The organism is Nocardia cerradoensis NBRC 101014, assembly GCF_000308535.1.
Taxonomy (GTDB): domain Bacteria; phylum Actinomycetota; class Actinomycetes; order Mycobacteriales; family Mycobacteriaceae; genus Nocardia; species Nocardia cerradoensis.
Genome location: NZ_BAFW01000146.1, coordinates 137,810 through 164,388, shown reverse-complemented (window position 1 = coordinate 164,388; position 26,579 = coordinate 137,810). Strand labels below are relative to the sequence as shown.

The following is a 26,579-nucleotide window of genomic DNA, read 5'->3' as shown; positions in this document are numbered from 1 at the left end:
CCCCGCTGTTCGAGACCGTCGGCGACGAGGTCATCGCCTCGCTGGGTGCTCAGGTGCCGCACCCGTCGCGGCTGGGGCAGCCCGGCGAGTATGCGGCCCTGGCTCGCCACATCGTGGAGAACCCGATGCTCAACGGCGAGACCATCCGGCTCGACGGCGCAATTCGTATGGCGCCCCGCTGAATTCGCGACAGCGCCCGAACCGTGTCGAAACGGTTCGGGCGCTGGTCTATGCGGGGCTGTCCGGGCCTACAGCCGTTCGATGATCGTGGCGTTGGCCATTCCGCCGCCTTCGCACATGGTCTGCAGGCCGTAGCGTCCGCCGGTCTGCTCGAGGTGGTTCAGCATGGTGGTGAGCAGACGCGTGCCGGAGGCGCCGAGCGGGTGGCCTAGCGCGATCGCGCCGCCGCGCGGGTTCAGTCGTTCGGGATCGGCGCCGAACTCGTACTGCCAGACCAGTGGCACCGGCGCGAACGCCTCGTTGACCTCGTAGGTATCGATGGCGTCGAGCGATAGGCCGGCGTTGTCGAGCACCTTCCGGGTGGCGGGCACGACTCCGGTCAGCATCAGCAGCGGGTCGCTGCCGGTGACGGCGAAACTGTGGAACCGGGCGCGCGGCCGCAGTCCCAGGGCGTTCGCCTTCTCTTCGCTCATGATCAGCACCGCCGATGCTCCGTCGGTCAATGGCGAGGAATTGCCCGGCGTGATCCGCCATTCGATCTCCGGAAAGCGTTCGGCGAGGCTCTCGTCGTAGAACGAAGGCTTCAATCCGGCGAGCCCCGCCACATCGGTGGACGGCCGCACGGTCTCGTCGACGGTGGCACGGGAGTCGGTGCCTATGGCGATGGGCAGGATTTCCGCGGAGAAGTCCGCGGCCGCCGCACGAGCGTGCGATCGCGCGGAGAACTCGTCCAGCGCCGTCCGGTCGAGCTTCCAGCGCGCCGAGATCAGCTCCGCAGAAATCCCCTGTCCGGCAAGGCCTTCGGGATAGCGTGAGGAGATTCCGGGCCCGAAGGCGTTTTTGCCGAGTGTAGCCGTGCCCATAGGCACCCGGCTCATCGATTCCACGCCGCAGGCGATGGCGATGTCGTAGGCGCCGGCGATGACGCCTTGGGCGGCGAAATGGGCGGCTTGCTGGCTCGATCCGCACTGACGGTCGATGGTCGTCGCCGGGACTTCCTCCGGAAATCCGGCGCCCAGAACGGCGCTGCGCGTGATGTTGAGGGCCTGTTCTCCTGCCTGCCCGACACAGCCGCCGATGACGTCGTCCACCAGGGCCGGGTCCAGTTCGGTGCGGTTGATCAGCCCGCGCAGCACGGCCGACAGCAACTCGGCGGGATGGAGATCCGACAGTTGGCCGCCCGGTTTGCCCTTGCCGGACGGGGTGCGGACGGCGTCCACGATCACTGCCGATGTCATAGGTGATTCCTCTCTTTCGGGCGCCGAGCTTGTCAACGGGCTATTGCCTGGCGCCCGTCACTCAGCGTATAACAAAATACAAATTACGTCAGTCGTACGGTGTTCTGCCTGTGAGTGGGTCGAGGAGCCGTGGATCCGGAGGAGAGATGGCGCACGTCATCACCCAGCCCTGCTGCAACGACGCCGGCTGCGTGTCGGTCTGTCCCGTTGACTGCATTCGTCCCCGCCCCGGCGAACCGGGCTTCGCTCGCGCCGAACTGCTGCACATCGATCCGGAGACCTGCATCGATTGCGGTGCCTGCATCGATGAATGTCCCGTCGACGCGATCGTTCCGGAAGGTGACCTCACGCCCGCGACCGAGCCGTATCGGGAGGTCAACGCGGTGTACTTCAGCACTGGGGTGGAACCGGCGCCCCCGGTGGAGGACATGCCGCGGCTCGAGGTGAGCGACCGCGGGCCGCTCCGGGTCGCGATTGTGGGGTCTGGACCCTCCGCGTGCTATGCGGCGGAGGAGCTGGTGTCGCGCCGCGACATCGACGTCGAGGTCACTATGTTCGAGCGCTTGCCGACGCCACTGGGACTCGTTCGGTACGGAGTGGCGCCCGACCATCAGCACACGAAGCAGGTGGCGGGCACGTTTCTTCGGACGCTTAGCCGCAAGCAGGTGCGTCTGCAGTTGAACGTCGAGGTCGGTACCCACATCAGCGCGGCCGAACTGCTCGAACACCACCACGCGGTCATCTACGCGACCGGTGCCTCCCAGGGCCGTTCGCTCGCACTGCCCGGCGAACACCTGGCCGGCGTCCATACCGCGACCGAATTCGTCAGCTGGTACAACGGTCATCCCGACCATGCGCAGCGTGAATTCGATCTGTCCGGCGAGCGCGCTGTGGTGATCGGAAACGGCAATGTCGCACTCGATGTGGCCCGCATCCTGGTCACCGACGTGTCGGTCCTGGCGCGCACCGATATCGCCGATCACGCGCTGGAAGTGTTGGCGGCGAGCCGGATTCGCGAAGTCGTCGTCGTGGGCCGGCGCGGGCCCGAGCACGCTGCCTTCACCACTCCCGAGCTGCTCGGTCTGAGCCAGGTCGAGGGGCTGAACGTGCACTGTCACGAATTCGGCTCGCCGGCCGGGCCGGACCCGGTAATTCGGCTCAAGAACCAGGTGGCGCGGCAGCTCGCCGAACGGGCCGCCGATGCGAACAACCGCCGCATCGTGTTTCGATATTTCCTGTCGCCGATGAGTTTTCGCGGCACGACGGCCGTCGAGGCGGTCGAGTTCGCGCGGACCGAGCCCGGTGCTGCAGGGGAGACGGCCGCGCGTGTCCTGGTCGACTGTGGCGTGGTGTTCGGATCGGTCGGCTATCGCGGAATCGCGGTGCCGGGCGTGCCATTTCGTGATGCGGACGGAACGATTCCACATCGAGGCGGGCGTGTGACGGAGACCGACGGAGGCGAACCGGTTCCGGGGTCCTACGTGGCGGGCTGGATCAAGCGGGGCCCGTCGGGAGTGATCGGCACCAATCGGTACTGCTCCCAGGAGACCGTGCGTGCGCTGGTCGAGGACTTCGCCGCCGGTCGGCTGCGCACGCCTGCGCACACGCGTGAGGATCTGGAGGGTCTGCTCGATCGCCGCCGCCCGGAGCGGCTCGGGTCGAGCGGATGGAAGTCGATCGATGCGGCGGAGCGTCGCGCGGGCCGTGCCGGCGGTCGCCCGAGGATCAAGTTCGTCGACATCGCCGAGATGCTGTCGGCGGCCGGCGCGGCGTCCCACTGATTCGAAACACTTTCCGGCGCAACGACAACGGCCGGCGCGGATATCCGCGCCGGCCGTAGAGTCAGGCACGCATGAGATCGCGATGGATGATCTCCTTCATGATCTCGTTGGTGCCACCGTAGATGCGCTGGATGCGGGCATCGATGAAGGCCTTCGCGACCGGATACTCCATCATGTAGCCGTAGCCACCGTGCAACTGCACGCCGGCGTCGATCACCTTGCCCTGCAATTCGGTGGCCCACAGTTTGGCCTTCGCGGCATCGACCGCGGTCAGGGTGCCCCGGTTGTATTCGCGGACACAGCGATCGATGTAGGCCCGCGATACCTCGGTGGCGGTCTGCAGTTCGGCCAGGGTGAAACCGAGCCCTTGGAATTCACCGATGGGTTTGCCGAAGGCGCGGCGCTCCTTCACATAGTCGAGGGTCCAGCCGAGCACGGCTTCCGCGGAAACCTGTGCGGCGATACCGATTCCGAGCCGCTCGAGCGGCAGGCTCTGCATCAGGTAGCCGAATCCGCCGCCGATGTCGCCGAGCCGGTTGGCATCTGGAACACGGACATTGTCGAAGAACAGTTCCGCCGTATCCTGCGCGTGCAGGCCGACCTTGTCGAGTTTCCGGCCGCGGGTGAACCCAGGGGTGCCGTCCTCGACCACGAACAGGCTGAAACCGCGCGAGCCCAGATCGCGGTCGGTGACCGCGAACACGATGACCAGGTCAGCGAGCATGCCGCTGGTAATGAACGTCTTGGATCCGTTGATCACCCATTCCTCGCCTTCGCGGACCGCAGTGGTCTGCACCGAGCGCAGGTCGCTGCCGGCGCCCGGCTCGGTCATGGCAATGGCGCCGATTGTCTCGCCGGTGGTGAATCCGGGCAGCCAGCGGTCGCGCTGCTCGGAATTCGCGTGCCGCAGTAGGTAATTCAGCACGATGTCGTCGTTGGTGGAGAACCCCGACTGCAGCGCCGAGGCTCCCACTCGGGCGATTTCGGTCTGGATCACCACGCGGAAGCGGTAGTCCGTTTCGCCGGCCCCGCCGTACTGTTCGGGCACCGCCAATCCGAGCAAACCCTGTTGCCCGGCCGCGCGCCAGGTGTCGCGGTCGATGAGTCGGTCGGCGTCCCACTTCTCCATCTTGTGGATGACGTGTCGCTCCACGAAGCCGCGCACGGTCCGGCCGAAGAGTTCGTGGTCGGACTCGAATAGATCTGTTTTCACTGCACTCCTCCTGTGCCGGGCTCGTGTCCCAGCGCTGTGGTCATTTCTGCGTGAGCAGCTTCTGCGTCTCGCGGCGGAAGACTTGGTTGGCGACTTCGTTCTGTCCCAGCACCATTCGTCCGGCACTGGCGCTGGTCATGCCGCGCTGCGAATCGCGCAGGAGCGGGAAGTCCTCGGCGTGCAGGACATCGAGCAGGATCTGCCAGTTCTTGTCCCACAGCCGCGTCCACTTCTCCTCGGTCAGCTCGGTTTGCTCGACCGGCGGAACGATGAGCCGCATCTCCATCCGACTGCGCTGCGGATCGGACGGATGAGGCCGGAAGGTCAGCAACTGGAAATGATCGGGCTGGCGCAGGAGCGTGCTGTTGGGCAGCAGGAAGTGGGTTTCGGTGATGTCGCCGGCCAGGCTGCGGTCGCCGGGATCCTCCTCGATCCAGCGGTCGATCGATTTGCGCGGGGCGATGAACCGGCAGTGGCGGCCGAAATCGTCGAAGGCCATCACATTGGTGTGGATGTGCTTGGCCGCGGTATTGGGGTGCGCGTACTGGATGTGATAGCCGTCGAGGAACGCGTCCTGCATGATCTTCCAGTTGACCGGCTCGTCGAAGCCCTCGCCCTGGACGCACACCTTCGATTGCAGGTCATAGGAGGCGAGCACGGCATCCATGTCCGGACCCAGCCAGGACGCGACGTCGATCTCGGCGTCGGCATCGTCGACCACCCAGATGAACCCGTGACGTTCCTCGGTCGGTAGCTCGATCAGTCCGAGTGTCGCGCGTTCCGGCTCGCCGAAGGTGTTGTCGCGGGTGATGGTTCGCAGGCTGCCGTCCATGTCGTAGGACCAGCGGTGATACGGGCACGAGAACAGCCGGCACCGGCCCTTCTCCTCCTTCTCCAGCAGTGCTCCACGATGCCGGCAGAGGTTGACCAGCGCCTTCACCCCGCCGTCGCGCTGGCGCACCACGATGATGTTGTTGCGGGGCATCTGCAGGGTGAAGAAGTCGCCGGCACGAGGGATCTCGGACCCGTGCGCGACGATCGACGGCACCCGGCCGAAGATGAGATCGCGCTCGCGCTGGGCGACTGCGGGGTCGGTGAACTCCGTCGGCTCGAACCAGGTGACGTGGCCGAACTCGTCGGTGGTGTCGTTGCGCAGATGGGTCAATGCGCGACGGATGCGTTCTTCGCGGGGGGCCCCGACCTCGGTCATGGCGTATCTCCAATGTTCTGCAGCTTGGCTCGGATGGTCACTTGAGCGCTTCGGATACAGTCCTGAGCTGTCTATATAGCAACTTAAATCTAACCCATGTAGATTTACGTGTAAACCGGCGCAGGGAAAGAAGGGCGGACGATGATCGACTACACCTGGTGTCGGCAGCTCGGCGAACAGGACCGCGACGAGGCCACCGCGCTGGTCGAAGTCGCGGCGCGCTACGACCAGGAAGCCGGTTTCTCGGTTGTCCCGCCGCAGGTCGTGGCTGCCGTCTCTGACGAGATGCGGTCGGTTTGGCATTTGCCGATCAAGGCGCGCCGAGACCTGAGTGCACGGGCGGATGCGCCGATGGTGATGGTGGCCTATCTGAACCTGACGATCGACGCGGACGGTCAGGGCACGGTCGCCTACACGGTTCATCCCGACTACCGCTCGCGCGGGGTGACGACGCTGCTGGTGGAGGAGTTGGGTCTGGACGTCGGTACGCCCGACGGGTGGTGTGGCCGAGGAGCGACGGCGCTGCGATGCTGGGCCTACGGCAGCCATCCCGCCTCCGAGCGGCTGACGCGGCGATTCGACATCGTGCCGATCGCCCGGCAGTGGACGATGCTGCGTCATCTGGCGGGTCCTTTTGCGGTACCGGTGGAACCGGTCGCCCTGCCCGGCGGTGTGACGGTGGACGGGCCGGTCGACCTCACCGATGGCGCGGTTGTGGCGGCGGCCGGCGAGGTGCTGGCGCGGCAGGGGCTGACCGCGGCGCAATTCGACCGGTTCCGTTCGGAATTCGCGGAACGTAGCGGCCGGATGCTGCTTGCGTCGGCGGGGTGTGCGCGCCCGGCCGGCCTGGTCTGGTTCGATCCGCGCCCGATTCGGCATTTGGAACTGCGGGCGGCGTGGGTGCGTGCGCTTATCGTAGTGCCGGAGATTCGTGGTGGCGGTCTCGGCGAGGCGCTGCTCACCCGCACGCTGGACGAATTGAGGACGGTGGGAGCGCAGTTGGTGTTGATGCGGATCGACCCCGACGATCATGGCGCGGTCCGTCTGTTGCGGCTGTTGTCCTTCGAACAGGAGGAGGCGCACGCCTGCTATCAGATCGGGGATTGGCACGACGTTCCGGCCTTTCCGGCACGGTAGCGAGTGCCTGCCGTCACTCATCGAAACGGCGGGCCGCGGGTCTACCGTGGCGGCGGGCAGAAGATCCCGCACGGAATCGGTGGTAGCCCGGGGATGTAGATCATCGGTGCCGGTGCCGGTGCCGGTGCCGGTGCCGGTGCCGGTGTGGACGGTGCATCCTCGGGAAGCGTCGCGGTGCTGGATTCGTCATTCTCCGACGGGGCCGGATCGCCGGTCGCTGCGGGATCGGATGACGTATCCGGCTGCGGCGCAGAGAGTTCGGGAGCGGACCCGGCCTCGCCGGCATAGATGTGTGACCAGGTGAGCACAGTCGAGGCATACGACATCGAGTGGTTGTACCGCAGCACGGCCTGCAGGCGCTGTTCCGGTTCGCGCAGATCGGCACCGCCCGCGCACAGGTACCTCCCGGCCGCCAGTGCCGCGTCGTAGACGTTGTCGGGATCGGCGATTCCGTCGCCATTACCGTCGCTGGCCCAGCGCTGCCATGTACTCGGCAGGAACTGCATGGGGCCGACGGCTCGGACGTAACCGCTGCTGCTTCTGATGATTTCGTTCCCCGGAAGCGTTCCGTCGAGTGCCGGTCCGAGTATCGGAGAGTGGGTCCGGCCTCGGTCGTCGACATCGCCGGAACGAGCGTGGCCGGATTCGACACGCCCGATGCCGGCCAGCAGGTTCCAGGTGAGACCGCAGTCCGGTTGCGACCGGGCGAGGATCAGCTCGGCGTTGCGGTAGGCGGCCAGTACCGGTTCGGGGATTCCTGCGGCCGTGCCTCGAGGGGGTTCCGGCGCCGGCGGTGCGGCGTGGGGACGAAAGGTGGCGACGGCGGCCGGAACAAGCATCGGTCCGCTCACTGTTTCAGCCGAAGTACGCTGGGCGGCAAAGCTTTCTGTGGCAAGGGCGGTCCGGCCGGGTGAGTGGGGTGCGGGTTCACCGCCTGCGGCCGACGATGCCGCGACGAGCATTCCGGTGACCGCGATGGCCGACAGTAGTGCGGGGTTGTATCCCCACGGGTTTCGATCCGTACTTCTCGATTGCGCACGACGATGTGACCGCATCGGGCAACTCCTGGGTTCGCGGATTTCGCTGTTCGCCACCGCGACGAGCGGTCGAGCCGTCCCGGGCCGCGGTGCCCCTCCGCTGTTGTGAAACGCCTCGTGGATTGAGGCGCAGCAGCTATCCTTGCACAGAAATTGTGATCCGTCTAACGTTGGACGAAGAACGTCCTATGTATCACAGCTCGAACTGTCTGTGATTGTCCACCGGTGTCACTCTCGCGCCGGTTTCTGCTCAGGAGTAGGTATGGGTGTTGAAGTCAGCACTGCCGGAATCACCAAAAGCTTTGGTTCCCAGACTATTTGGCGAGATGTGACATTGACGCTGCCGGCCGGTGAGGTCAGTGTTCTGCTGGGCCCTTCGGGCACCGGCAAATCGGTGTTCCTGAAATCGCTGATCGGCCTGCTTCGGCCCGAGCGCGGATCGATCCACGTCGACGGCACCGACATCACCACCTGCTCGACGTCTCAGCTCTACGAGATCCGGAAGTTGTTCGGCGTCCTGTTCCAGGACGGCGCCTTGTTCGGCTCGATGAACCTGTTCGACAACGTGGCATTTCCGTTGCGCGAGCACACCCGCAAGGGGGAGTCGGAGATTCGGCGCATCGTCATGGAGAAGTTGGAGATGACGGGCCTGCTCGGTGCGGAGGACAAACTCCCTGGCGAGATCTCCGGCGGTATGCGCAAGCGCGCGGGGTTGGCGCGAGCGCTGGTTCTCGATCCCGAGGTCATCCTCGTCGACGAACCGGATTCCGGGCTCGACCCGGTCCGCACCACCTACATCAGCCAGCTCTTCCTGGATATCAACGCCCAGATCGACGCGACCTTCCTGATCGTCACGCACAACATCAATCTCGCGCGGACCGTGCCGGACAACATCGGCATGCTGTTCCGGCGCGACCTGGTCATGTTCGGCCCACGGGAGGTGCTGCTCACCTCCGACGAACCGGTGGTCCGGCAATTCATCAACGGCCGCATGGTCGGCCCGATCGGCATGTCGGAGGAGAAGGACGAGGCGCAGATCGTGCGCGAGCGAGCGTTGGCCGACGCCGGGCATCACATCGGCGGGGTGGACGAGATCGAAGGGATCGTCGCTCAGATGACGGCCACGCCCGGAATGCCGGAGCGTCGTGCGGTAGCGCGGCGCCAGGCCCGGGTTCGCGAAATGCTGCCCACGCTTCCGGCCGCGGCGCGGGCGGCTGTCGAGGCGAGTTTCGCGGACCGGGCATCGCTCTCGGCCCCAGCTCGATGACCGTGTCGCCGGCCGAGTCGGCAAAACATAAATCGAGCTGTTTTACAAAAGACGATTGACGTAATGCGTAAAGCGAAGTATGTTTGCTGTGAGCCACAACACGTGATGCATCGCCCGGAGATGCGGGTCACAACGGCGTGGTCCGACTTCCATTCCCGGAATTCGTGTGTGGCTCCACTGCCCGCCCATCAGCGGCGAATGCGGTCTCGTGAATCGGAGTATCGAACAATGACGCTCGAAGGCAATGTCGCCGAACCGATCTGGAATGCTGCGATCCTCTTTCCGGTCCCCGAATGCGTGCCGGACACGGCACCGGCGGATGCGAGAGAGAACGGAACGCGCCGATCTCCACGTCGTCCGACACGGGACCGCGCACGAACTTTCCCGACGCCCCACTGCTCGGCATCCGGTATACGGAATTGCGCCCCGTCGTCGACGCGCCGGCGTTCGCTGGGACACGCGCATTCGGTTCGTTGTGTGCGGTGCTCGCAGGCGGCATCGCACGCAAAATCTTTGAGCGGTAGTCGATTTCCTCTTCGGTGATTGTTGTCACCGGAGGCGGAAAGGCTTCGCGCAATCATCCATCGATAACCCGGCAACAACCGGCGCAGTTGTCGCATGCGCCGATATCCACGGAGGGAGGTGCCACCGATGAGTATTACGCAGGCACCGTCGATCGCGCACGCACTACCCGGCCCGAGCGGTCCGATGCCGAGCCATCGGACCGGCTCCCCACCCGCGGCCGTCCTGTCACGTGCTCACCGGGTACTAGCCCACCTGCGGCGCGCGCCGCTCGACAGCCTCGCAACGCTGGGCCGGTCCGCGCACCTGACCGCGGCGGTCGTGCGGTACTCGGTCGTCGACACCGTTCGCCTGCGGATGCCGGTGTACGAACTCGTCGAACAGATGTGGTTGCTACTGAAGGTGACTGCCTTGCCGGCCCTGCTCATGGCGATTCCGATCGGCGCCGAGGTGTCGGTTCAGGTCGGCGGCATCATGAACCAGGTCGGCGCGAATTCGCTGGCCGGCGCGGCGAGTGGACTCGGCGTCGTAGGACAGGGCGCGCCGATGGCGGCCGGTCTGTTGATGAGTGGCGCGGCGGCCTCGGCGATCGCCTCCGATCTCGGCGCCCGCGCGATTCGCGAGGAGATCGACGCGATGCGCGTCATGGGCGTGGACCCGGTCGAACGACTGGTGATGCCACGTTTCGTGGCGATGATCGCGATCGCGCCGGTGTTGTGCATCATCATCATCGCCGCGGGCGTCTTCGCCGGCCTGATCATCTCGGCGAATGTCAATCATGTTGTGCCGGGCAGTTTCTGGCAGTCGTTCGGTGCGTTCGCCACACCCACCGACTTGGCGTTCTCGGTGTTGAAGGCGCTGGTCTTCGCCGCCATTGTGGTATTGATCGCGAGCCTGCGCGGGCTGGAGGCCAAGGGCGGCCCGAAGGGTGTGGCGAATGCCGTCAACGCCTCGGTCGTGCTGAGCGTGTTCTGCATCTTCATGACGAATCTGCTCATCAGCCAGCTGCAGATGATGTTCTTCCCGGCCCGATTGGCATAATCATGAGTACACCTTCGCAATCCTTTTCTCTCGGGCCCGCATTCGCCGCCCGCCCGATTCGCGCACTCGTTCGGAGCGTGAGCGAATTCGTCGGCGAAATCGGCCAGGTCGCGCTGTTCATCACGAAAACCTTTTATCTGCTCCCGGTGACGATCCGTCACTATCGGAAACAGACCGTGAAGACGATGAACAACATGGCGTGGGGCAGCGGTTCGCTGATCGTCGACGGCGGTGTCGTGAGCCTGATGTTCTTTCTGGGCGTCGCTGTCGGCGCCGTCGTCGCGATCGAGGCCTTCATGGCCTTGAATCTGCTCGGATTCGGTGCGCTGACCGGAATCATCGGGTCGTTCGGCAATATTCGCGTGATCGCGCCGATCATCACCGGCATCGGATTCGCCGCCCAGGCGGGCTGTCGCATGACCGCCGAGATCGGGGCCATGCGCATCTCGGAGGAGATCGATGCCACCGAATCGATGGGCCTGAGAGCGATTCCGTTCGTGGTCGGCACCCGGCTGGTCGGCGGGATGCTCGTCGTGTTACCCGGCTATCTCATGGCGCTGGTGATCGCCTTCTTCACCGGCGGCATCATCGTCAAGATCTTCCACCATCAGCCGTCCGGAACCTACGACCACTATTTCGCCCAGTTTCTCAGCTGGCCCGATCTGACGGCGTCGGTGATCAAGGCGGTGACCTTCTGTGCCGTGGTGACCCTGATCCATTGCTACTACGGCTATTTCGCGACCGGCGGCCCCGCGGGCGTCGGTGCGGCATCGGGAAGGGCGATCCGCGCCAGTCTCGTCGCGATCGTCGTGCTGAATTTCGCGATGACAGTGGCGATCTGGGGACTGTCCCCGCTACTGGTTTTCAAAGGATAGGGTGATGGCCAAGATACGCAACCAGGACTTCCTGCGCGGCACCGACCGGCATCAGAAACGCATGGTCGACATGGCGGCCGCCGTGGTCGCGCTGGTGATCGCCGTCGTACTCGTGATCGCATTGTGGATCTACCCGCGTCTGCACGAGCCGGCGGGCCTGGCACTGAACATCCAGGTGCCCTATGTCGGCCCGGGTGTCGGCACCGGCACCAAGGTCATCCTGCACGGTGCGGAGATCGGCGAGATCACCCGCTTGGAGAAGACCGACCCGGGCAGCGTGCGGATGAGTGTGCGACTGCGCTCGGATGTTTCAGGCCTCACCGACGCCTTCGATCTCGATTTCCGGCCGCAGAACTACTTCGGCATCACCGCGGTGGATTTCATCGCGCGTCCCGAGGGACATCGCTTGGTGGCCGGTAGCACGCTGAACAAGATGCCCACCGGCGACTTCACCATGTCGACGATGTTGGAGAAGGGATCGCTGGCGATCGACGGCACCCTCACTCAGTCGATGGTGACCACGCTGAACAAGGTGGCGCGCTACACCGACGGCCTGACTCCACTGATCCAATCCGGCATTGTCTTCGCCGACCGGGTTGCCGCCACGCAGCGCGCGTTGCCGACCGAACTGATGCGCCGAGCCGACGACATTCTGGAAGTCCTACCGGCTTTCGGAACGCAGGCGATCGACGCGCTCTACAACGTCTACGACAGCCGATACAACCAGCGTCCGGACGGTTCGTTCGGCGTGGACGATGCCTTCATGGACAAGACCGACCGCGGCCTCGGACTAGCCGCGAACAGTCTGTTCGGCAAGGCCGGCCATCTGCTGGCCTCCCACGGCACGGAATTGGCGCCCGCAACCCAACTCGTGCAGGCGATGACCGATACCGTGCCGCAGATCCTCGGCGGCGGGGCGGTACCCGACAAACTGTCGGTACTCATCGACCGGTACAACGCCGCCTTCAGCGGTAGCGATGGCAAGAAGACGCTGAACCTGCGCATCGTGGTCGACGATCTGCCGATGTTCGCCACGCCCTTGGCGCTCACCGGCATCGGGACCGCGTCGACCGGGGAGGGGCACCGATGAGCCCGCGCACGAAATTGGTGGTTACGCTGGGGAAGCTCGGTGTCGCCGCGGTGCTTGCGGTGGTGTTGTTCTCGATCATCCTCAGCGCGATCAAGAATCCGGTGCATGGTGAGACGCGTAGCTACTCCGCCGAGTTCACCGATGTTTCCGGGCTGCACGTCAACGGTGACATCCGGACCAAAGGAGTTCGGATCGGCAAGATCTCGGCCATCGATCTCGTCCGGAAGAACGGGGCGAGCATCGCCGATGTCACGTTTTCGCTGGAAGCACCATATCGACTACTCGACAACACAGTCCTGGCCGTGAAGTACCAGAACCTCACCGGAATTCGATACGTCGATCTCGAAGAACCGGATCAACCGGGCCGTCCGGTGGGACATCTGGGCACCGACCGGACCCGGCCCTCGTTCGATATCACCCAATTGTTCAACGGCTTGCAGCCCGTGCTGAGCACGATGAGCACGGACGAGATCAACACCTTCATGCAGAACGCCATCACGCTGTTGCAGGGCGACGGCTCCGGTCTGGCGCCCATGCTGGACAGTGTTCAGAAGCTCGCCGATCTGGCGCACGACCGCGAACAAGTCATCTCCGCACTGGTCACGAATCTGTCGCGGATATCGGATTCGATGGGCGGAAAGTCGCCACAGGTCATCGAGTTCATGCGATCACTGAGCTTTCCCATCGCGAAGGCGATGACCGTGCTGAGTGAATTCCCGAAAACTGCGAAGTTCGGACCGGAATTCCTCACCCCGGTCCATCAGTTGATCACCGAACTCGGGTTCTCTCGCGACGTCGATGTCGACAAGTTGCTGACCCAGGCTTTCGCCTCCCTGCCGCAGGCCGCAGATGCGCTGCGACTGCTGCCGGTGGCGTTCGCCGGCCTGCAACTACCGCAGACGTCGGCCGCGCCGGCGGCAATGAACTGCACACACGGCGTCGCCCAATTGCCCACGGAGGTCAAGATTTTGCTGAACGGGAGCGAGGTCGTGGTATGCGCCAAGTGATACGCCGCATCGTGGCGAGTGAAACCCTGCTCGGGACGGTCGTCGTCGCGACCGCGGTGGTCGCCCTCGGTGCGACCACACTCTTCTACACCCACCCGGTCGGGCAGCGCACCGTGGCGTTCGAGACCACCGACGCCGCGGCGCTGTCCACCGGCCAGGAGGTCCGGGTGGCCGGCATCACCGTCGGCAAGGTCACCAAGGTCTCGTTCCGCCCGGATACGGTTCTGGTGGAGGCGCAGGTCTCCGACGACACCTTCATCGGCGACGACTCACACGTCGAGGTGCGGATGCTGACCCCGGTCGGCGGATACGCGGTCACCGTCGTTCCGCTCGGCCGCACTCCGCTCGGGTCGCGCGTGATACCCGTCGATCACGTCACAGTGCCCTACTCGATCGGCGATGTGCTGCAAGCGGCGCCGCACGTGACCGACAAGGTCGACGGTGCCACCGTCGACGCCAATATCGACCAGGTCGCCCAAGCGTTGCAACACAATTCGACCTCGGTGGGTTCTCTGATCTCCGGTATGAACAGCATCGCCGCGGTGATGGACCGCCAGCGCAGCCAGATCGAGCAGATCACCGGACTGGCTTCGGAATATCTGAAGTCGTTCGATACCAACCGCGACTTCGTCTTCGACCTCATCCGCCAAATAGACATCGTCGTCTCCACCTACAACAACGCGCATGTCGGATTCAACGAGGCCTACAGCCTGCTCGGCGATGTGCTGATGCGGGTGCAGCCGGAGATGAAGTTCTACCTCGATCACAAGGACCAGGTGCGCGCCGTCGTCGACCAGGTGAAGAAGTCGATCGAAAGTCTCGACACCACCATGGGACCCGCGATCGACAAGTTGCAGGGCCTGCGCGCACAGCTCGAGGCCTGGCTCACCCCGCAGGGGCTCGCCACGGTCTCCGGAGGCACGATCCTGGCATCGAATGTCTGTATTCCTCTCCCCGGTCGGACGTGCTGAGATGAAGATGAGTAGGAAATATCTGATCGGCACCGGCGCGGTCGTATCGCTGGCACTGATCGGCGGCGTCGGCTTCACCGTCGTCGAACCGACCGGCCCGCAACCGCAATCGGGCTTCTGCGCGCAGATGCCGGACGCGATCGGGCTCTACCCTGGAAATCCGATAACGCAGATGGGTCTGCAGGTCGGACGGGTAGAGCGGATCCGGCCGGCGGGCGATCACGTCGAGGTGACGTTCTCGCTCGACGGTGGCCGCCGGTTCCCGGCCGACGTGCGCGCGGTGACACGGTCGAAGTCGATCCTCGCCGATCGCAGCGTGGAACTGGTCGGCAACTACCGGTCCGGTCCGGAACTGACTGCGGGACACTGCATTCCCGAAGACCACAGCTTCACCCCGAAGAGCATCTCCGAAATCGCCGGATCGGCAGCGGATTTCATCGACGCGCTGAGCCCGAACAACAGCAAGGACAGTTTCGAGAAGGCCGTCGCCGGGTTCGAACAGGCGCTGCGAGGCCAGGGCGATAATGCGCGGTCGATGATGCTGCACGCCTCCGCGGCGGCGGCGAGCCCGGACCGGCTGACCGCCGATATCGGCGCCATCATCCAGAACATGGCGCCACTCACCGACGAGGCATTGCAACGGTGGCCGGCGATCCGATCGATCCTGGACCAGATGCCAGAAGTGGTGAATGCAGGCATCGACCTGTGGCCCGGTGTGGTCGACGTCTGCGTGGGCGTCGGCTGGCTGGTCAACCTGCTCCACGACATCCAGACCAACTACGGCGGGGACCTCTGGCCGCTGCTGCAGGGCCCGGTCGCCGACGTCATCCACCTGGCCGCGAGTCGCTCCAAAGACATTGCGAGCCTGCTGGATTCTATTCCGCCGGTGGCGTCGATGCTGCGGCAGCAGGCGGCGAACGACGGCGGGATGTCCATCGACTATCGCCCGCCCACGGTGCAGCTCGATTCGCCCGCGGCGCCCGAGCTGTGCGCGGCGGCGAACCAGGTGGCGCCCGGAAGCTGCTCGGCCGACCAGGGCCACGTGCAGGTACCGATCGCCGACCTGTTGGACATGGTGCTCGCGAAAGGGCAGCGATGAAGACGACCACACAATGGAAGACGGGTGCGGTCGCCGCTGCCCTCGGCTGCAGCCTGATGGTCACCAGCGCCTGCTCGGTCGGGCCGGATGATTTGCCCTCGGTGCGGGGTGGCGTCGGCGCGGGCTACCAACTCGACCTCCAGTTCGTGAGCACGATGAATCTGCCGACCGGGGCCGACGTGATGATGGACGGCCTACGAGTCGGCGAGGTCGAAAACCTCACCGCATCAGGAAAATTCGTGAAAGTAAGCACCCACGTCAAGGACGGGACGAAGGTACCCGCCGACGTACGCGCGGTAATCCGGCAGAACACGCTGCTGGGGGACACGTATATCGCGCTCGATCACGGACCGGTCGTCCAAGGCCCCTACCTGGGGCCGGGAGCGACCGTGACCGTCGACCACACGAGCTCACCGCCGCAACTGGAGGACACCATGGCGGTGCTCGCCTACTTCGTCAACGGCGGCAGCATCCAGAAGATCGAGGATGCCATGACCGGAATCAACACCGTCATGCCGCAACCTCGCGACGTGCAGCGATTGGCCTCCGTGGTCGCGGGCGATATGCGTGATCTGGCCGGCGACACCCACGAAATCGACCGCATGCTCAACGGTTTTCAGGCCACCGGCGGTGCGATCGATGCGAAAGGTCAAACCTTGGCGACATTGTTCGGGCAACAAACCGAACACTATTGGCGGCGGACCGCTGTGAGCATCGTCTCCTACATCAGCCAGATTCTGCCCTCGGTCGGCAGCGTGTACGAAGGCGGTTTGTGGCTGGTGCCGCTGTTCAATTCGCTCGCCGAAACCGGCGGCATCGGGCGCGACATCTGGGACCGAGCCCCCGCGGATTCAGCGAAGCTGTCGGAGTTCCTGCGCACCACCCTGCTGCCGTTCGTGCAGGACCCGTCGGTGAACATTCGCTCCATCGATACCGACCACGGCGACCGGATCGTGGCGGACGTGGAGAATCTGCTGCGCATGCTGGGGGCAGTGAAATGAACCTGAAAACCGTCGCGTCGGTCGCGGGTATGGTAGCCATCGCCGCGTCCTCGTTCGTCTACCTGAACCACATCGGATTGGAAACCGGAGCGTTCCAGCACATCCGAACCGCCGGCATGTCCGTCCCTGACACCAACGGGCTGGTGGTCGGTTCGCGGGTGCTGTTGCGCGGCGTCGCCATCGGGCACGTCACCGCGGTCACTGCCTCGGCGGACCGTGCCGAAATTTCCTGGAATTACGACGACGGCTATCGCATCCCGGTGGACAGCCGATTCCGGGTGGACAATCTGTCGGCGCTGGGCGAGGCATACCTGGCCGTTCAACCGGCCACGGAGCGGGGCCCCTATCTCGAGGACGGGGCGAGAGTTCCCGCCGCGCACGTCGTGGTGCCGACCACCTTCCAGGAATTGTCGGCCCGCCTCACGCGGATGCTGGAACAGGTTGAGCCCGAACGCATCCGGGAGATCTTCGAAACCGTCGACGTCGCGCTACCGGAGGATCCGTGGGTCCTGAACGATCTGTCGCGGGCCGGTGAGCTGCTCGCAAAGACGCTCACCCAGCGGGCGGGCGATCTGACACAGCTGCTCACGGCGCTGCAGCCGCTGCTGCAGAGCACCGACACCGTCCCCGGCGATCTCGCCGGAGCCACCCCCACGCTCGCCGCCTTCGGGTCAGGATTCACCGATGTGCTCGGCGGTGTGCACTTCGCCGCCTCGTTCGGACCACTGACGAGTATCGAGGACGGTGCGGCGCCGCTGATCGACGCGCTGCAGTCGTTCCTGGACAAGAGTTCCGGCGATCTGCACACCCTCGGTGTCGACCTACTGCCCGGCGTGCGCGCCGGAGCCGCGGCGATGTCGACCGTCGATGTCGGACGGTTCCTCGACAACGCGCTCGCCTCCACCGAGTCGGGCGACGCCGTCACCGTGCACATCCGACCACCGGGGAGGTAGCCCCTGAACCCGCGCCGACCACGCACTCAGTGACCACCCCCGTTCGAAGAAGGCATCATGACCGATACCACTGCCGTACTGACCGACCCCGAGCCCACCGACACCGCCAACACAACGCCCGCCGAGCCGGAGGGTGTCGCCGAGCGACGGTCTACCCCGCTGTCGTCGATCTTGCGCCGGGGGCGCCGGACCGGAGAGTCGTCGATCAAGCTGAAAACCGTCGCTGTCGCGGCGCTCGTCCTCGTGCTGGCGGCCGCGGTCGCGGTACTGGGCTGGCAGCTGAACGACAAAACCGATCAGATCGCCGCCGCCGGGGCCGAGCGCGCCGATACCGCCCACGCCGAACAGGTCGCGCTGGATTACGCGACTGCGGCGGCGGAGATGAACTTCCAGGATCTCGCCGCGTGGCGAACCCGTCTGACCAAGGGCACCAGCCCGGAACTGTCCAACCGTCTGACCCAGGCCGCCGGGTCGATGGAACAGATCATCACTCCGCTGCAATGGGTGTCGACGGCGAAACCCGTTGCCGCCAAAATGCGTTCGCACGACAACGGCATCTACGCCGTGGATTGTTTCGTCAGCGTGATGACCAAGAACAGCCAGGCGCCGGAGGGGATTCAGTCCACCGCGACCTATCAGCTCAGCCTGGACAGTCACCACAACTGGACCATCACCGATATCGGCGGTGTCGGGTCCGCGCTGGGCGGTGCGAACGCTCCCCGGTGACGAAGAACCGGTCCGGTGCACGTCGCGGAGGCGGTCACCGGACCGGTGGTCATCACTCAGTTCACGACCGGCAGCACCGGATGACAAACCGGAGCAACAGCGTTCGCCGGATCCAACGCGTTGAGTACCAGTCGCAGTGTGATGTCGTCGTAGATCACCGAGCCGTGGAAAACCTGGTCCTGCGGGCAGTTGTCCTGGACGACGACCTCGGAAACGTTGGGTGCCGACGGCAACCGGGCCTCCTCGGGCGCGACGACGAGATCTGCGCGCGAGGTGATCGTGACGTACCGGACTTCAGGACGCGTTTGCCCGCCGGCGGATATCTCGTCGATGAACGCCGAGCCGGCCGCCCCGTCGCGGGCCGCAGGCAGGACCGATCCGAGTGCTTGTGGACCACCTGGAAGTGCCGAGATCTCGGCCAGCACGCCGTAGCCGCTCATGCCCCGGACCGGTGAGTCGAGGCTGATCATGGTATCCACTCGCGGTGCCCCGCCGAGCATGTTGAGGTAGTAGAACGGCACCAGACCTCCCTCCGAATAGCCCACCAGATCGACCCGATCGCTGCCGGTCGCCGCGCGCACCCGATCGACGAATGCGCCGATTTCCCGCGCGGATTCACGGAGATCGCCCATCTGATGGAAGGGGCCGGCGGCCGGGCCTCCGTAGTTCAGCCCGAACACGCAGTAGCCTTCGGCCCGCAATCGAGGAGAATACATCGCCCAGTTCGCGTAGCTGTCGAGAAACGCCCCATTGATCAAGATCACCGGTCGCGGGTGTGCCGGAGCGGGTCGGCAGCCGGGATCGTTCATACCTGTCGGCAGGGCTTCGGGATTCGTCACCGAATAGGCCAGTGCCGCTTCCCAATTCGTTTGTGGCGGACCGTAATCAGGAGTACCTGCGGCCGACGTCGCCGCGACGGCCAGCGCGCCTGCTACCAGCGCGCCGACCGCGGCCAGGCGTCGGTGACGACGCCGAATTAATCTATCGATCATAGGTAAGGAACCTACGTGCCGGCAGATGGTTGCGGACCGTATTGCGCTCGGCCGAATCAGGGGAGTAGTGCCGGAAGCAGGAAGGTGCGCAGCCGCGCGCGAATATGGTCGAGATCTTCGGCGTCTGCGGTCGAACCGCGGCTGATGTAGTAGATCTCCAATTCCGATATCCATTCGCACAGCAGGCGGATGTCGAGATCGGCGCGCAAAGCGCCGGCGGCCTGAGCCCGGGCGAGAACGGGCTCCCATAATTCGTACGTCAGCTCCACGGCCCGCCCGGATTCGGTGAGTAACCGCGCCGCGAGCACCATCTCCGCCGGCGAGACCAGCTGATGCACCATCGGGTCACGGCGACCGCGCCGGACGTCCTCGCAGATGCCCTCGACGATGCTGTCTTCGATGGTCGGGTGACGAGCGATGAATGCACGCGCGGAATCCATGTTGGCGCGGGCGCGGCGGACCACCGACTCGGTCACCAGGGCGTCGCGATCGGCGAAATAGCGGTACACCGTCGCCCGGGAGCTCGACGCGGCCTTCGCCACATCCTCCATGGTGGTGCCCGCGATGCCGAGGCGGGCGAAACAGGATTCGGCTGCGGCCAGGATGGCCGATCGGGTATCGGCCGGGCGCTCGGTGTCGGTGCCGCGTCCAGTCACGGTGAGCACCGTACCAAGTTCTCGGAGAATCGAAAACCTTTAGATAAGACACTAGACAATGATTGTCTCGTGTGCCACTCTCGGAGCATGGATCGCGACGAGAAGATCAGCCTCACGCGCAGGCTCATCGCCCATGTGGACAACAACACCACCGATTACGCGGAAGAGCTTCTCCGCGTACCGTTTTCAGTCTTCGACGATCCGGATCTCGCGGTCAAGGAGCGCGATGTGGTGCGCCGTTTTCCGCACATCGTGGCGCACGTCGACGAGCTGGCGAAGGCCGGTGATTTCCTGACCACCGAACTGATCGGCACACCGCTGCTGGTGGTCCGGCAGAACGACGGCAGCGTCAAGGCATTCGCCAACGTCTGCCGTCACCGCGGATCCCGCGTCGAATTCGCCGAGACCGGATGTAAGCGCGTGTTCGCGTGTCCGTATCACAACTGGTCCTACGGCAAGGACGGGTCGTTGCGCGGTATTCCGCACGCCGAGGGGTTCGACGGTATGGATCGCGCCGAGTACGGGCTGGTCGAATTTCCGTGCGAGGTACGCCATGGACTGGTCTGGGTCGTGCCGACCGCCGGCGCCGAACTGAATATCGCCGCGATTCTGGGCGACAAGCACGATGCCGAGGTCACGGACACCGGCATGGGCGAGTCCTTCCAGGTACGCAAGGAGACCTGGCGATTGGACATGAACTGGAAGATCGCGGTCGACGGAGTCCAGGACTCTTACCATCTGTGCCAGTTGCACACCAAGACGGTCTGCAACTACCTCGAGGGCAACATCACCGCCTTCGATCCGGTCGGCCGTTCATGGCGGCTGGTGGTGGCGCGCAAGTCCATCACCGAGGTGCGTGACGCCGATCCCGACTCTTTCGACGTCCGCGACTACTCGCTCGCGAACTACACGATCTATCCCGGCACCATGCTGGTCACCGAGCCCAACCACTTCGAGATCTGGACCATCGTTCCCGATGCCCAGGATCCGAACGTCAGCTACTGCACCATCCGGCTGCTGTCGCCCGGAAAACCGCAGACGCCACGGGAGGAGCGGATGCTGCAGAAGAACTGGGATCTGCTGATGGAGACGCTGCACGCCGAAGACTGGTTCGTCACCAAGACGATCACGGCCAACGCGGCACACGGACAGGTCGATGAACTGATCTACGGGCGAAACGAATTGCCGGGACAGGTGTTCCACAAGATGGTCGCCGACGACGTCGCCGCGCTCGACACCGAGCGGGCGGCTGCGCCGGTCACGGCGCGATAGCACAGCGATGGCTGCCGACGAACTGCGCCAGGACCGCCCGGCTTCAGGTGTGCTCCGGCTGACCATCGACCGGCCACGCGCTCACAACGCGTTGTCGATCGCACTGCAACGGCGGCTGGACACCGCGCTGACCGAAGCCGCGACCGACGAGGCGATCCGAGTGGTGATCGTGACCGGTGCGGGTGGCCGGGCATTCTGTGCGGGTTACGACCTGAAGGAGCTCGACGAGATGACGCCGCAGGCGCTGGGGGAGTCCACGGCCGAGCGGGAGGACATGCTCTGGCGCTATCTGCACTACCCGAAACCGACCGTAGCCGCGGTCGACGGTCTGGCCTACGGAGCGGGGACGATGTACGCCGCCTGCTCCGATCTACGTGTGGGCGGGCCGCGGACCTCGATGGCGGTCAGTGCGGCCAGGTACGGCGGGGTGAACCTGAGCTGGCTGCTCGACTCCCTCATCGGTGGTGCCCGCACGCGAGATCTGCTGATGACGGCACGAGCGGTGCCGGGAGACGAGGCCTTCGACATGGGGCTGCTCACCCGCTACACGCCGGACGTGGCCGGGGAAGCGGTGCGGACCGCGGAACAGATTGCGGCACAGCCGCCGGACGGGCTGCGCCACATCAAGCAACTGCTGCTCGACGGAGCGGGGCAGGGTCTGCGCGAGCGCTATGACCGGGAGAACTCGGTCACCCGGGCAACCCTCGGACAGCGATCGATCACCGACATGTTCTCGGCCTTTTTCGCGAACGGACCGGCCGCGGCGCCGGGAGGTGTGTCGTGAGTACGGATATCTGGCAACCGACCTGGGACGATCCTTTTGCTCCCACTGTCGTCACCGACGACGAGTTCACCCGGCTCGTCGAAGCGTTACGCGCGGCCCAGGAGGCGGTCACCCGGAGCCGGCCGACACCGCGAGTGGCCGCCGCCGCTGCCACGCGATTGCGTGAAATCGCCACGGCCCTAGCGGCTTTCGAGGTCGATGAGGACGAGCAGATCGCAGGCAAGCGCTGGGAGTCGGCCGGTCACGGTCAGGCGCTGACTCCGCCGATACATCTGGATCGGATCACAGAGATCACTGCGGTCGGGCGGGTGACGATCGGGCGGTTCCATTCGGGCCGCTATGCGATGAACGGCGGTGTGGCGCCGCTGATCTTCGACGAGATCCTGGCGCGACTGGCCAATCATCGCCGTCCGTGGGCGCGCACGGCGCGGCTGCAAGTCGACTTCCGGGCGCCCGCCCCGTTGTACACCGAACTCACGGTGACCGCTCAGCTGGTCGGGCAGCAGGGAAGAAAGCGGTTCCTGCGCGGGACATTGCACCACGGGGAGGTGCTCGTCGCGGAAGCCGAGGGACTGTGGATCGAACTGAAACCCGGACAGACACATGATCTTTCGAAACAATTGAAAGGGGTCGGCAATTGAGCGGATTCTCCTTGCTGAACGGTGTGCGGATCCTCGAAGTCGCGCAGTTGGCGCCGGCCTCGCTCGGCGGACATCTGGCCGATCTCGGCGCCGAGGTGATCAAGGTCGAGTCCGGACCGCTCGGCGATCCGGTGCGTGTCGGTGGAAGTCGCGCGGTCGGCGATCCGGACGGCCCGGCCTTCATGCATCTGCGGTGGAATCGCGGGAAGGAGTCGGTCGCACTCGATCTGCGGTCGGTTGCGGGCAAGCAGGCGTTCCTCGATCTCGCGCGCTCGTGCGATGCGGTGATCGAAGGAATGCGCGGTGGTTACCTGGAGTGGCTCGACCTCGGATTCGACCGGTTGCGGGAGGTGAATCCGAAAATCGTGCTGTGCACCGTCACCGGGATGGGCACCGACGGTCCCTATCGGGGCCTCGGCACCGGCGGCCCGGTTTTCGATGCCTATGCCGGACTGCGCGAGGTCACCACGCCGGACGAGCCGCCGGTGGACGGGATCGCCGGTTCCACCACCCCGCCGATCGCGATGTATGCCCTCGGTGCGTATGGGGCCATGGGCTTGCTGGCGGCACTTCATCGTGCGAACGTCACCGGCGCCGGTGGCAGGGTCGAGGTCTCCGGCATCGATGTGGCCGCGGCATGGATGCCGGATCTGGCCGACGCGGAATTGAACCGGGATCGATCGATCCCGCGGCCGACATGGTTGCCGGACGGGCGGTTACCGGACTGGCCACGGCTCGAGGCGTATCGCACCAAGGACGGCAAGGCCGTGCTGTTCGGTTCGCACGTGGAGAAGTTCTGGCGCAACTTCCTGGTCGCGATCGGGCGCGAGGATCTGGCCGACATCGACCTGACCACCGCCGACGAGGGGGCACCGCAGCGTGCGGAGCACGTGTGGCGAGAGCTGCGGCAGATCTTCGCCCAGCGCACCTGTGAAGAATGGGTGGAATTGTTCCTCGCGCACGGTATCGCCGGCGGGCCGGTCAACACCGTGACCGACATGTTCGACGATCCGCATTTCCGGGCCAGGGACAACACCTATCGCGTCGACTACCCGGGGGTGGGGGAGCTCGAATTCCTGGTGAGTCCGGTACGGGTGGCCGGGGAGAAATTCGCTCCCGCCCTGCCGCCACGGGCCGGAGCCGACACGGCGCGGGTGCTGCGGGAGTTGGCCGGATACGACGACGCGCGCATTGTGGCGGCGGCGGATCGCCAGCTGTATGCGAAAGGCGTCTGAAGAGGGTATCGAATCGCGCGATCGGGAACGACACCCACACGAAAATTATTGTGTGGGTGTTGTTTTCGTGCCCAAGAAGGAGGGTCACAAAGGCTTGCGGAGGTATTGCGCAAGAAATCTAAAGCTGTTAGGTTTGGCGGCAACGTAGTGAGGGCGGTCACATCCGCTCGTGCTCGCGGCCGGATGGTCGGCGAACGAGGAGGTACTCGAATGAATCTGGCGGATCTGACACGTTATTGGGGTAAGACCCGCCCCGATCAGCAGGCGATCGTCTTCGGTGATCACGCCGAGACGTGGGCCGAACTCGACGCGGTGACCGATGCGCTCGCCCGCGGCTTGGTCGCGCGGGGCGTCGGCAAGGGCGACCGTGTCGCGGTCATGATGCTCAATCGGCCCGAGCTGGCGCACGTCATCCTGGCCACCCTGAAGATCGGCGCCATCAGCGTGCCGCTCAACTTCCGGCTCACCGCACGGGAATTGGCGCCGATGGTGGTTGATTCGGGGCCTCGGGTGGTGATCGTCGAGGACGAGTTCGCCTCGTTGCTGGAGGTCGCCGCCGAACAGATTCCGCTCGACATCTTCGCGATCGGTGGCAGCGCGCATCGCCGGTACGAGACCCTGAGCGCCCCCGGTGTCGCGCCCCGAGTGGATATCGCCGGCGACGACGCGGCATTCATCTGCTACACCTCCGGCACCACGGGTGTGCAGAAGGGGGCGGTGGTGACCCACCGCAATGCGATGGCTCCGGGCATCGCGCAGACCGTCAGCCACGGCTTCAGTGCGCGTGACCGGGTGTTGTGTGCGGCGCCGTTGGTCTACACCGGCTCGGTGCTCTCGATCTTCATGCAATTGGTCGTGGTCCCCGGGGCGACGATGGTGCTGTTGCGCGAATACGATCCGCAGATCGCTCTCGACACCCTCGAGCGTGAACAGATCACCGCGACCACGGTGGTGCCGGTGATCTGGGAGCGGATGACGACCCTGCCCGATTTCGGTGCGCGCAAACTGGCGAAGTTCACCTTCGCCGGAACCGGCGGCGCGCCGGTCGGTGTGGATCTCGTGGACTTCTATTGCGCGCACGGCATTCCGCTCACGCAGGTGTACGGGCTGACCGAGGCGTCGGGCATGGTCTCGACGTTGAACTACGCGGATGCGTCCGCTCGTCCCGGCTATGCCGGATTGGCGCTGGTGGGTACGCAGGTCACGATCGGCGACCCGAACGTGGACACGCCGCCCGGGGAGGTGGGCGAGATTCTCGTGCGCGGTGATCATGTGATGCGCGAATACTGGCACAAGCCCGAGGCCACCGCGGCGACATTGGTGGACGGCTGGTTGCGCACCGGCGATCTCGGACTGCAGGACGAAGGCGGATTCCTCAAGATCGTCGACCGTAGCAAGGACATGCTGATCTCGGGTGGCCTGAATGTCTATCCAGCCGAGATCGAACGGGTACTGCATGTTATCGACGGCGTCGCGGATCTGGCGGTGATCGGCGTCAAGGACGACCGGTGGGGCGAGGTGCCGATGGTCGTGTTCCACAGTGATCGTCCGGCCGCCGAAGTGATCGCCGAGATCGAGGTTCTCGCAGCGGCGAATCTGGCGAAGTTCAAGCGACCCAGACACGCTGTGGCGCTGAGCGAACCGCTGCCCCGGACGTTCTCCGGCAAGATGGCCAAACCGCTGCTGCGGCAACGGTTTCCCGAAGCGCCGGCCGACGCCGTCGCGGTGCGCGCGAACACGGCCACCGCATGAGTGCCGAATCGGCGCGCGTCGCGGTGGTCACCGGCGGCGGCCGGGGGATCGGGGCGGCGATCGCACGCCGCCTGGGCGCCGACGGGTTCTCCGTGGTGGTCAACTATTCCGCGAGCGAAGAACCGGCGAGGCGGGTGGTCGAGGAGATCGCCGCCGCCGGTGGCAAGGCTACTGCCATCCGCGCCGACGTGTCCGACGCCGATCAGGCTGCCGAATTGATGGAACAGGCCACCGCCGAATTCGGCGCGCCGACCGTGTTGATCAACAACGCCGGGATGAACCTGTTCGGTTCGGCACGGCAGCTCTCGCCCGAGCACTGGGATCGGGTGATCGGCGTGAATCTCGATGGCGCGTTCTACTGTACACATGCCGCGCTGCCCGCGATGTACGAAAATGGCTGGGGCAGAGTCTTATTCGTCAGCAGCCCGTCCGGCGGACGACGGCCCTCACCCGGAATGAGCGCCTACGCGGCGGCCAAGGCGGGGCTTGCCGGAATGACCCGTGTGATGGCGCAGGAAGTCGCTCGGCGTGGCGTGACGGTCAACGCGGTCATGCCCGGTTTCGTCGAGACCGACATCATCGCCTCCGGTGGATCGGACGCGGCGCGGACCCTGGCTGACCACTGGCCGCGGATACCGGCCGAAGCGATCGCCGACACGGTCTCCTTCCTGGTGAGCGATGCGGGGCAGCACGTCTCCGGCGAGGAGATCGGTGTCTGGCTCGGCGGCCCCGTCGGGATCTGAGTCATCGCAGCGGGCGCGAGCGGCAACCACGCCGGACCCGCCAACTCGGCTCAACATCTCAGCCCCTCCGATTGCCCCTCTACCTTGTGTTATTAATCTAAAGGTATTAGCTTTATGGGTGGCGGTACCGCCTTCTCGCGTGACCGTCGCCGACGA

24 protein-coding genes and 1 pseudogene are annotated in these 26,579 nt (G+C 65.2%); 19 read left to right on the top strand and 6 right to left on the bottom strand.

The window, feature by feature from the left end; translation table 11 throughout:
* Positions 1–182, top strand: a pseudogene (locus ON23_RS16010) (3-hydroxyacyl-CoA dehydrogenase); the annotation flags it as partial.
* Between the two features lie 66 nt (positions 183–248).
* On the opposite strand, the gene ON23_RS16005 reads toward ON23_RS16010, so the two are convergent.
* Entirely contained in the window at positions 249–1,418 is a 1,170-nt protein-coding gene (locus ON23_RS16005) for a thiolase family protein (RefSeq protein ID WP_039779080.1), read from the bottom strand.
* A gap of 146 nt (positions 1,419–1,564) precedes the next feature.
* On the opposite strand from ON23_RS16005, the gene ON23_RS16000 reads away from it, so the two are divergent.
* Positions 1,565–3,199: an FAD-dependent oxidoreductase gene (locus ON23_RS16000; RefSeq protein WP_039779079.1), complete on the top strand. Its 1,635-nt coding sequence runs from the start codon at positions 1,565–1,567 to the stop codon at positions 3,197–3,199.
* Between the two features lie 61 nt (positions 3,200–3,260).
* On the opposite strand, the gene ON23_RS15995 is transcribed toward ON23_RS16000, so the two are convergent.
* On the bottom strand, positions 3,261–4,412 hold the full coding sequence (locus ON23_RS15995) for an acyl-CoA dehydrogenase family protein (RefSeq protein WP_039779078.1): 1,152 nt from the start codon (positions 4,410–4,412) through the stop codon (positions 3,261–3,263).
* A 40-nt stretch (positions 4,413–4,452) separates the two neighbouring features.
* The gene (locus ON23_RS15990; protein ID WP_039779077.1) at positions 4,453–5,622 is read right to left on the bottom strand and encodes an aromatic ring-hydroxylating oxygenase subunit alpha; all 1,170 of its coding nucleotides are present in this window, start codon (positions 5,620–5,622) and stop codon (positions 4,453–4,455) included.
* A gap of 141 nt (positions 5,623–5,763) precedes the next feature.
* Here ON23_RS15990 and ON23_RS15985 point away from each other — a divergent pair, with 141 nt between their 5' ends.
* On the top strand, positions 5,764–6,759 hold the full coding sequence (locus tag ON23_RS15985) for a GNAT family N-acetyltransferase (RefSeq protein WP_039779076.1): 996 nt from the start codon (positions 5,764–5,766) through the stop codon (positions 6,757–6,759).
* 41 nt (positions 6,760–6,800) lie between these two features.
* On the opposite strand, the gene ON23_RS15980 is transcribed toward ON23_RS15985, so the two are convergent.
* Positions 6,801–7,610: a lytic transglycosylase domain-containing protein gene (locus tag ON23_RS15980; protein WP_245555964.1), complete on the bottom strand. Its 810-nt coding sequence runs from the start codon at positions 7,608–7,610 to the stop codon at positions 6,801–6,803.
* A 448-nt stretch (positions 7,611–8,058) separates the two neighbouring features.
* Between ON23_RS15980 and ON23_RS15975 the strand changes: the two genes are divergently transcribed.
* The 10 genes from ON23_RS15975 (at position 8,059) to ON23_RS15925 (ending at position 18,348) form a co-directional block, all read left to right on the top strand.
* Positions 8,059–9,063, top strand: coding sequence for an ABC transporter ATP-binding protein (locus tag ON23_RS15975; RefSeq protein WP_051042748.1), 1,005 nt, complete (start codon positions 8,059–8,061; stop codon positions 9,061–9,063).
* A 651-nt stretch (positions 9,064–9,714) separates the two neighbouring features.
* Entirely contained in the window at positions 9,715–10,626 is a 912-nt protein-coding gene (locus tag ON23_RS15965; RefSeq protein WP_223273731.1) for an MlaE family ABC transporter permease, read from the top strand.
* A 77-nt stretch (positions 10,627–10,703) separates the two neighbouring features.
* Complete coding sequence (locus ON23_RS15960) at positions 10,704–11,501, top strand: MlaE family ABC transporter permease (protein WP_039779074.1); 798 nt, start codon at positions 10,704–10,706, stop codon at positions 11,499–11,501.
* A 4-nt stretch (positions 11,502–11,505) separates the two neighbouring features.
* A complete protein-coding gene (locus tag ON23_RS15955) occupies positions 11,506–12,591 on the top strand; it encodes a hypothetical protein (RefSeq protein WP_039779133.1) in 1,086 nt (361 codons plus the stop codon).
* Positions 12,588–13,598, top strand: coding sequence for an MlaD family protein (locus tag ON23_RS15950; RefSeq protein ID WP_039779073.1), 1,011 nt, complete (start codon positions 12,588–12,590; stop codon positions 13,596–13,598). Before ON23_RS15955 ends, ON23_RS15950 begins: the two co-directional genes overlap by 4 nt.
* Positions 13,586–14,569 (top strand): MlaD family protein, encoded by a 984-nt coding sequence (locus tag ON23_RS15945; RefSeq protein ID WP_039779071.1) that lies wholly within the window; start codon positions 13,586–13,588, stop codon positions 14,567–14,569. The genes ON23_RS15950 and ON23_RS15945 overlap by 13 nt, the downstream gene beginning before the upstream one ends.
* A 1-nt stretch (position 14,570) precedes the next feature.
* On the top strand, positions 14,571–15,668 hold the full coding sequence (locus ON23_RS15940) for an MlaD family protein (RefSeq protein WP_039779070.1): 1,098 nt from the start codon (positions 14,571–14,573) through the stop codon (positions 15,666–15,668).
* Positions 15,665–16,669 (top strand): MlaD family protein, encoded by a 1,005-nt coding sequence (locus tag ON23_RS15935; protein WP_051042746.1) that lies wholly within the window; start codon positions 15,665–15,667, stop codon positions 16,667–16,669. The genes ON23_RS15940 and ON23_RS15935 overlap by 4 nt, the downstream gene beginning before the upstream one ends.
* A complete protein-coding gene (locus ON23_RS15930) occupies positions 16,666–17,622 on the top strand; it encodes an MlaD family protein (RefSeq protein WP_039779069.1) in 957 nt (318 codons plus the stop codon). The genes ON23_RS15935 and ON23_RS15930 overlap by 4 nt, the downstream gene beginning before the upstream one ends.
* A 57-nt stretch (positions 17,623–17,679) precedes the next feature.
* Positions 17,680–18,348: a hypothetical protein gene (locus ON23_RS15925; protein WP_039779068.1), complete on the top strand. Its 669-nt coding sequence runs from the start codon at positions 17,680–17,682 to the stop codon at positions 18,346–18,348.
* Between the two features lie 56 nt (positions 18,349–18,404).
* Here ON23_RS15925 and ON23_RS15920 read toward each other — a convergent pair whose 3' ends face one another.
* The gene (locus ON23_RS15920; protein ID WP_051042745.1) at positions 18,405–19,340 is read right to left on the bottom strand and encodes an esterase/lipase family protein; all 936 of its coding nucleotides are present in this window, start codon (positions 19,338–19,340) and stop codon (positions 18,405–18,407) included.
* A 56-nt stretch (positions 19,341–19,396) separates the two neighbouring features.
* Positions 19,397–19,996: a TetR/AcrR family transcriptional regulator gene (locus ON23_RS15915; RefSeq protein WP_039779130.1), complete on the bottom strand. Its 600-nt coding sequence runs from the start codon at positions 19,994–19,996 to the stop codon at positions 19,397–19,399.
* Positions 19,997–20,083: 87 nt separating this feature from the next.
* On the opposite strand from ON23_RS15915, the gene ON23_RS15910 reads away from it, so the two are divergent.
* From ON23_RS15910 to ON23_RS15885, 6 genes are all read left to right on the top strand, one after another.
* Positions 20,084–21,268 (top strand): aromatic ring-hydroxylating oxygenase subunit alpha, encoded by a 1,185-nt coding sequence (locus ON23_RS15910; RefSeq protein ID WP_039779067.1) that lies wholly within the window; start codon positions 20,084–20,086, stop codon positions 21,266–21,268.
* Between the two features lie 7 nt (positions 21,269–21,275).
* Entirely contained in the window at positions 21,276–22,052 is a 777-nt protein-coding gene (locus ON23_RS15905) for an enoyl-CoA hydratase/isomerase family protein (RefSeq protein ID WP_039779066.1), read from the top strand.
* Complete coding sequence (locus ON23_RS15900; RefSeq protein ID WP_039779065.1) at positions 22,049–22,693, top strand: PaaI family thioesterase; 645 nt, start codon at positions 22,049–22,051, stop codon at positions 22,691–22,693. The genes ON23_RS15905 and ON23_RS15900 overlap by 4 nt, the downstream gene beginning before the upstream one ends.
* The gene (locus tag ON23_RS15895) at positions 22,690–23,928 is read left to right on the top strand and encodes a CaiB/BaiF CoA transferase family protein (RefSeq protein WP_039779064.1); all 1,239 of its coding nucleotides are present in this window, start codon (positions 22,690–22,692) and stop codon (positions 23,926–23,928) included. Before ON23_RS15900 ends, ON23_RS15895 begins: the two co-directional genes overlap by 4 nt.
* A gap of 210 nt (positions 23,929–24,138) precedes the next feature.
* Positions 24,139–25,680 (top strand): class I adenylate-forming enzyme family protein, encoded by a 1,542-nt coding sequence (locus ON23_RS15890; protein ID WP_039779063.1) that lies wholly within the window; start codon positions 24,139–24,141, stop codon positions 25,678–25,680.
* On the top strand, positions 25,677–26,423 hold the full coding sequence (locus tag ON23_RS15885; RefSeq protein WP_039779060.1) for an SDR family oxidoreductase: 747 nt from the start codon (positions 25,677–25,679) through the stop codon (positions 26,421–26,423). Before ON23_RS15890 ends, ON23_RS15885 begins: the two co-directional genes overlap by 4 nt.
* Positions 26,424–26,579 lie beyond the last annotated feature (156 nt).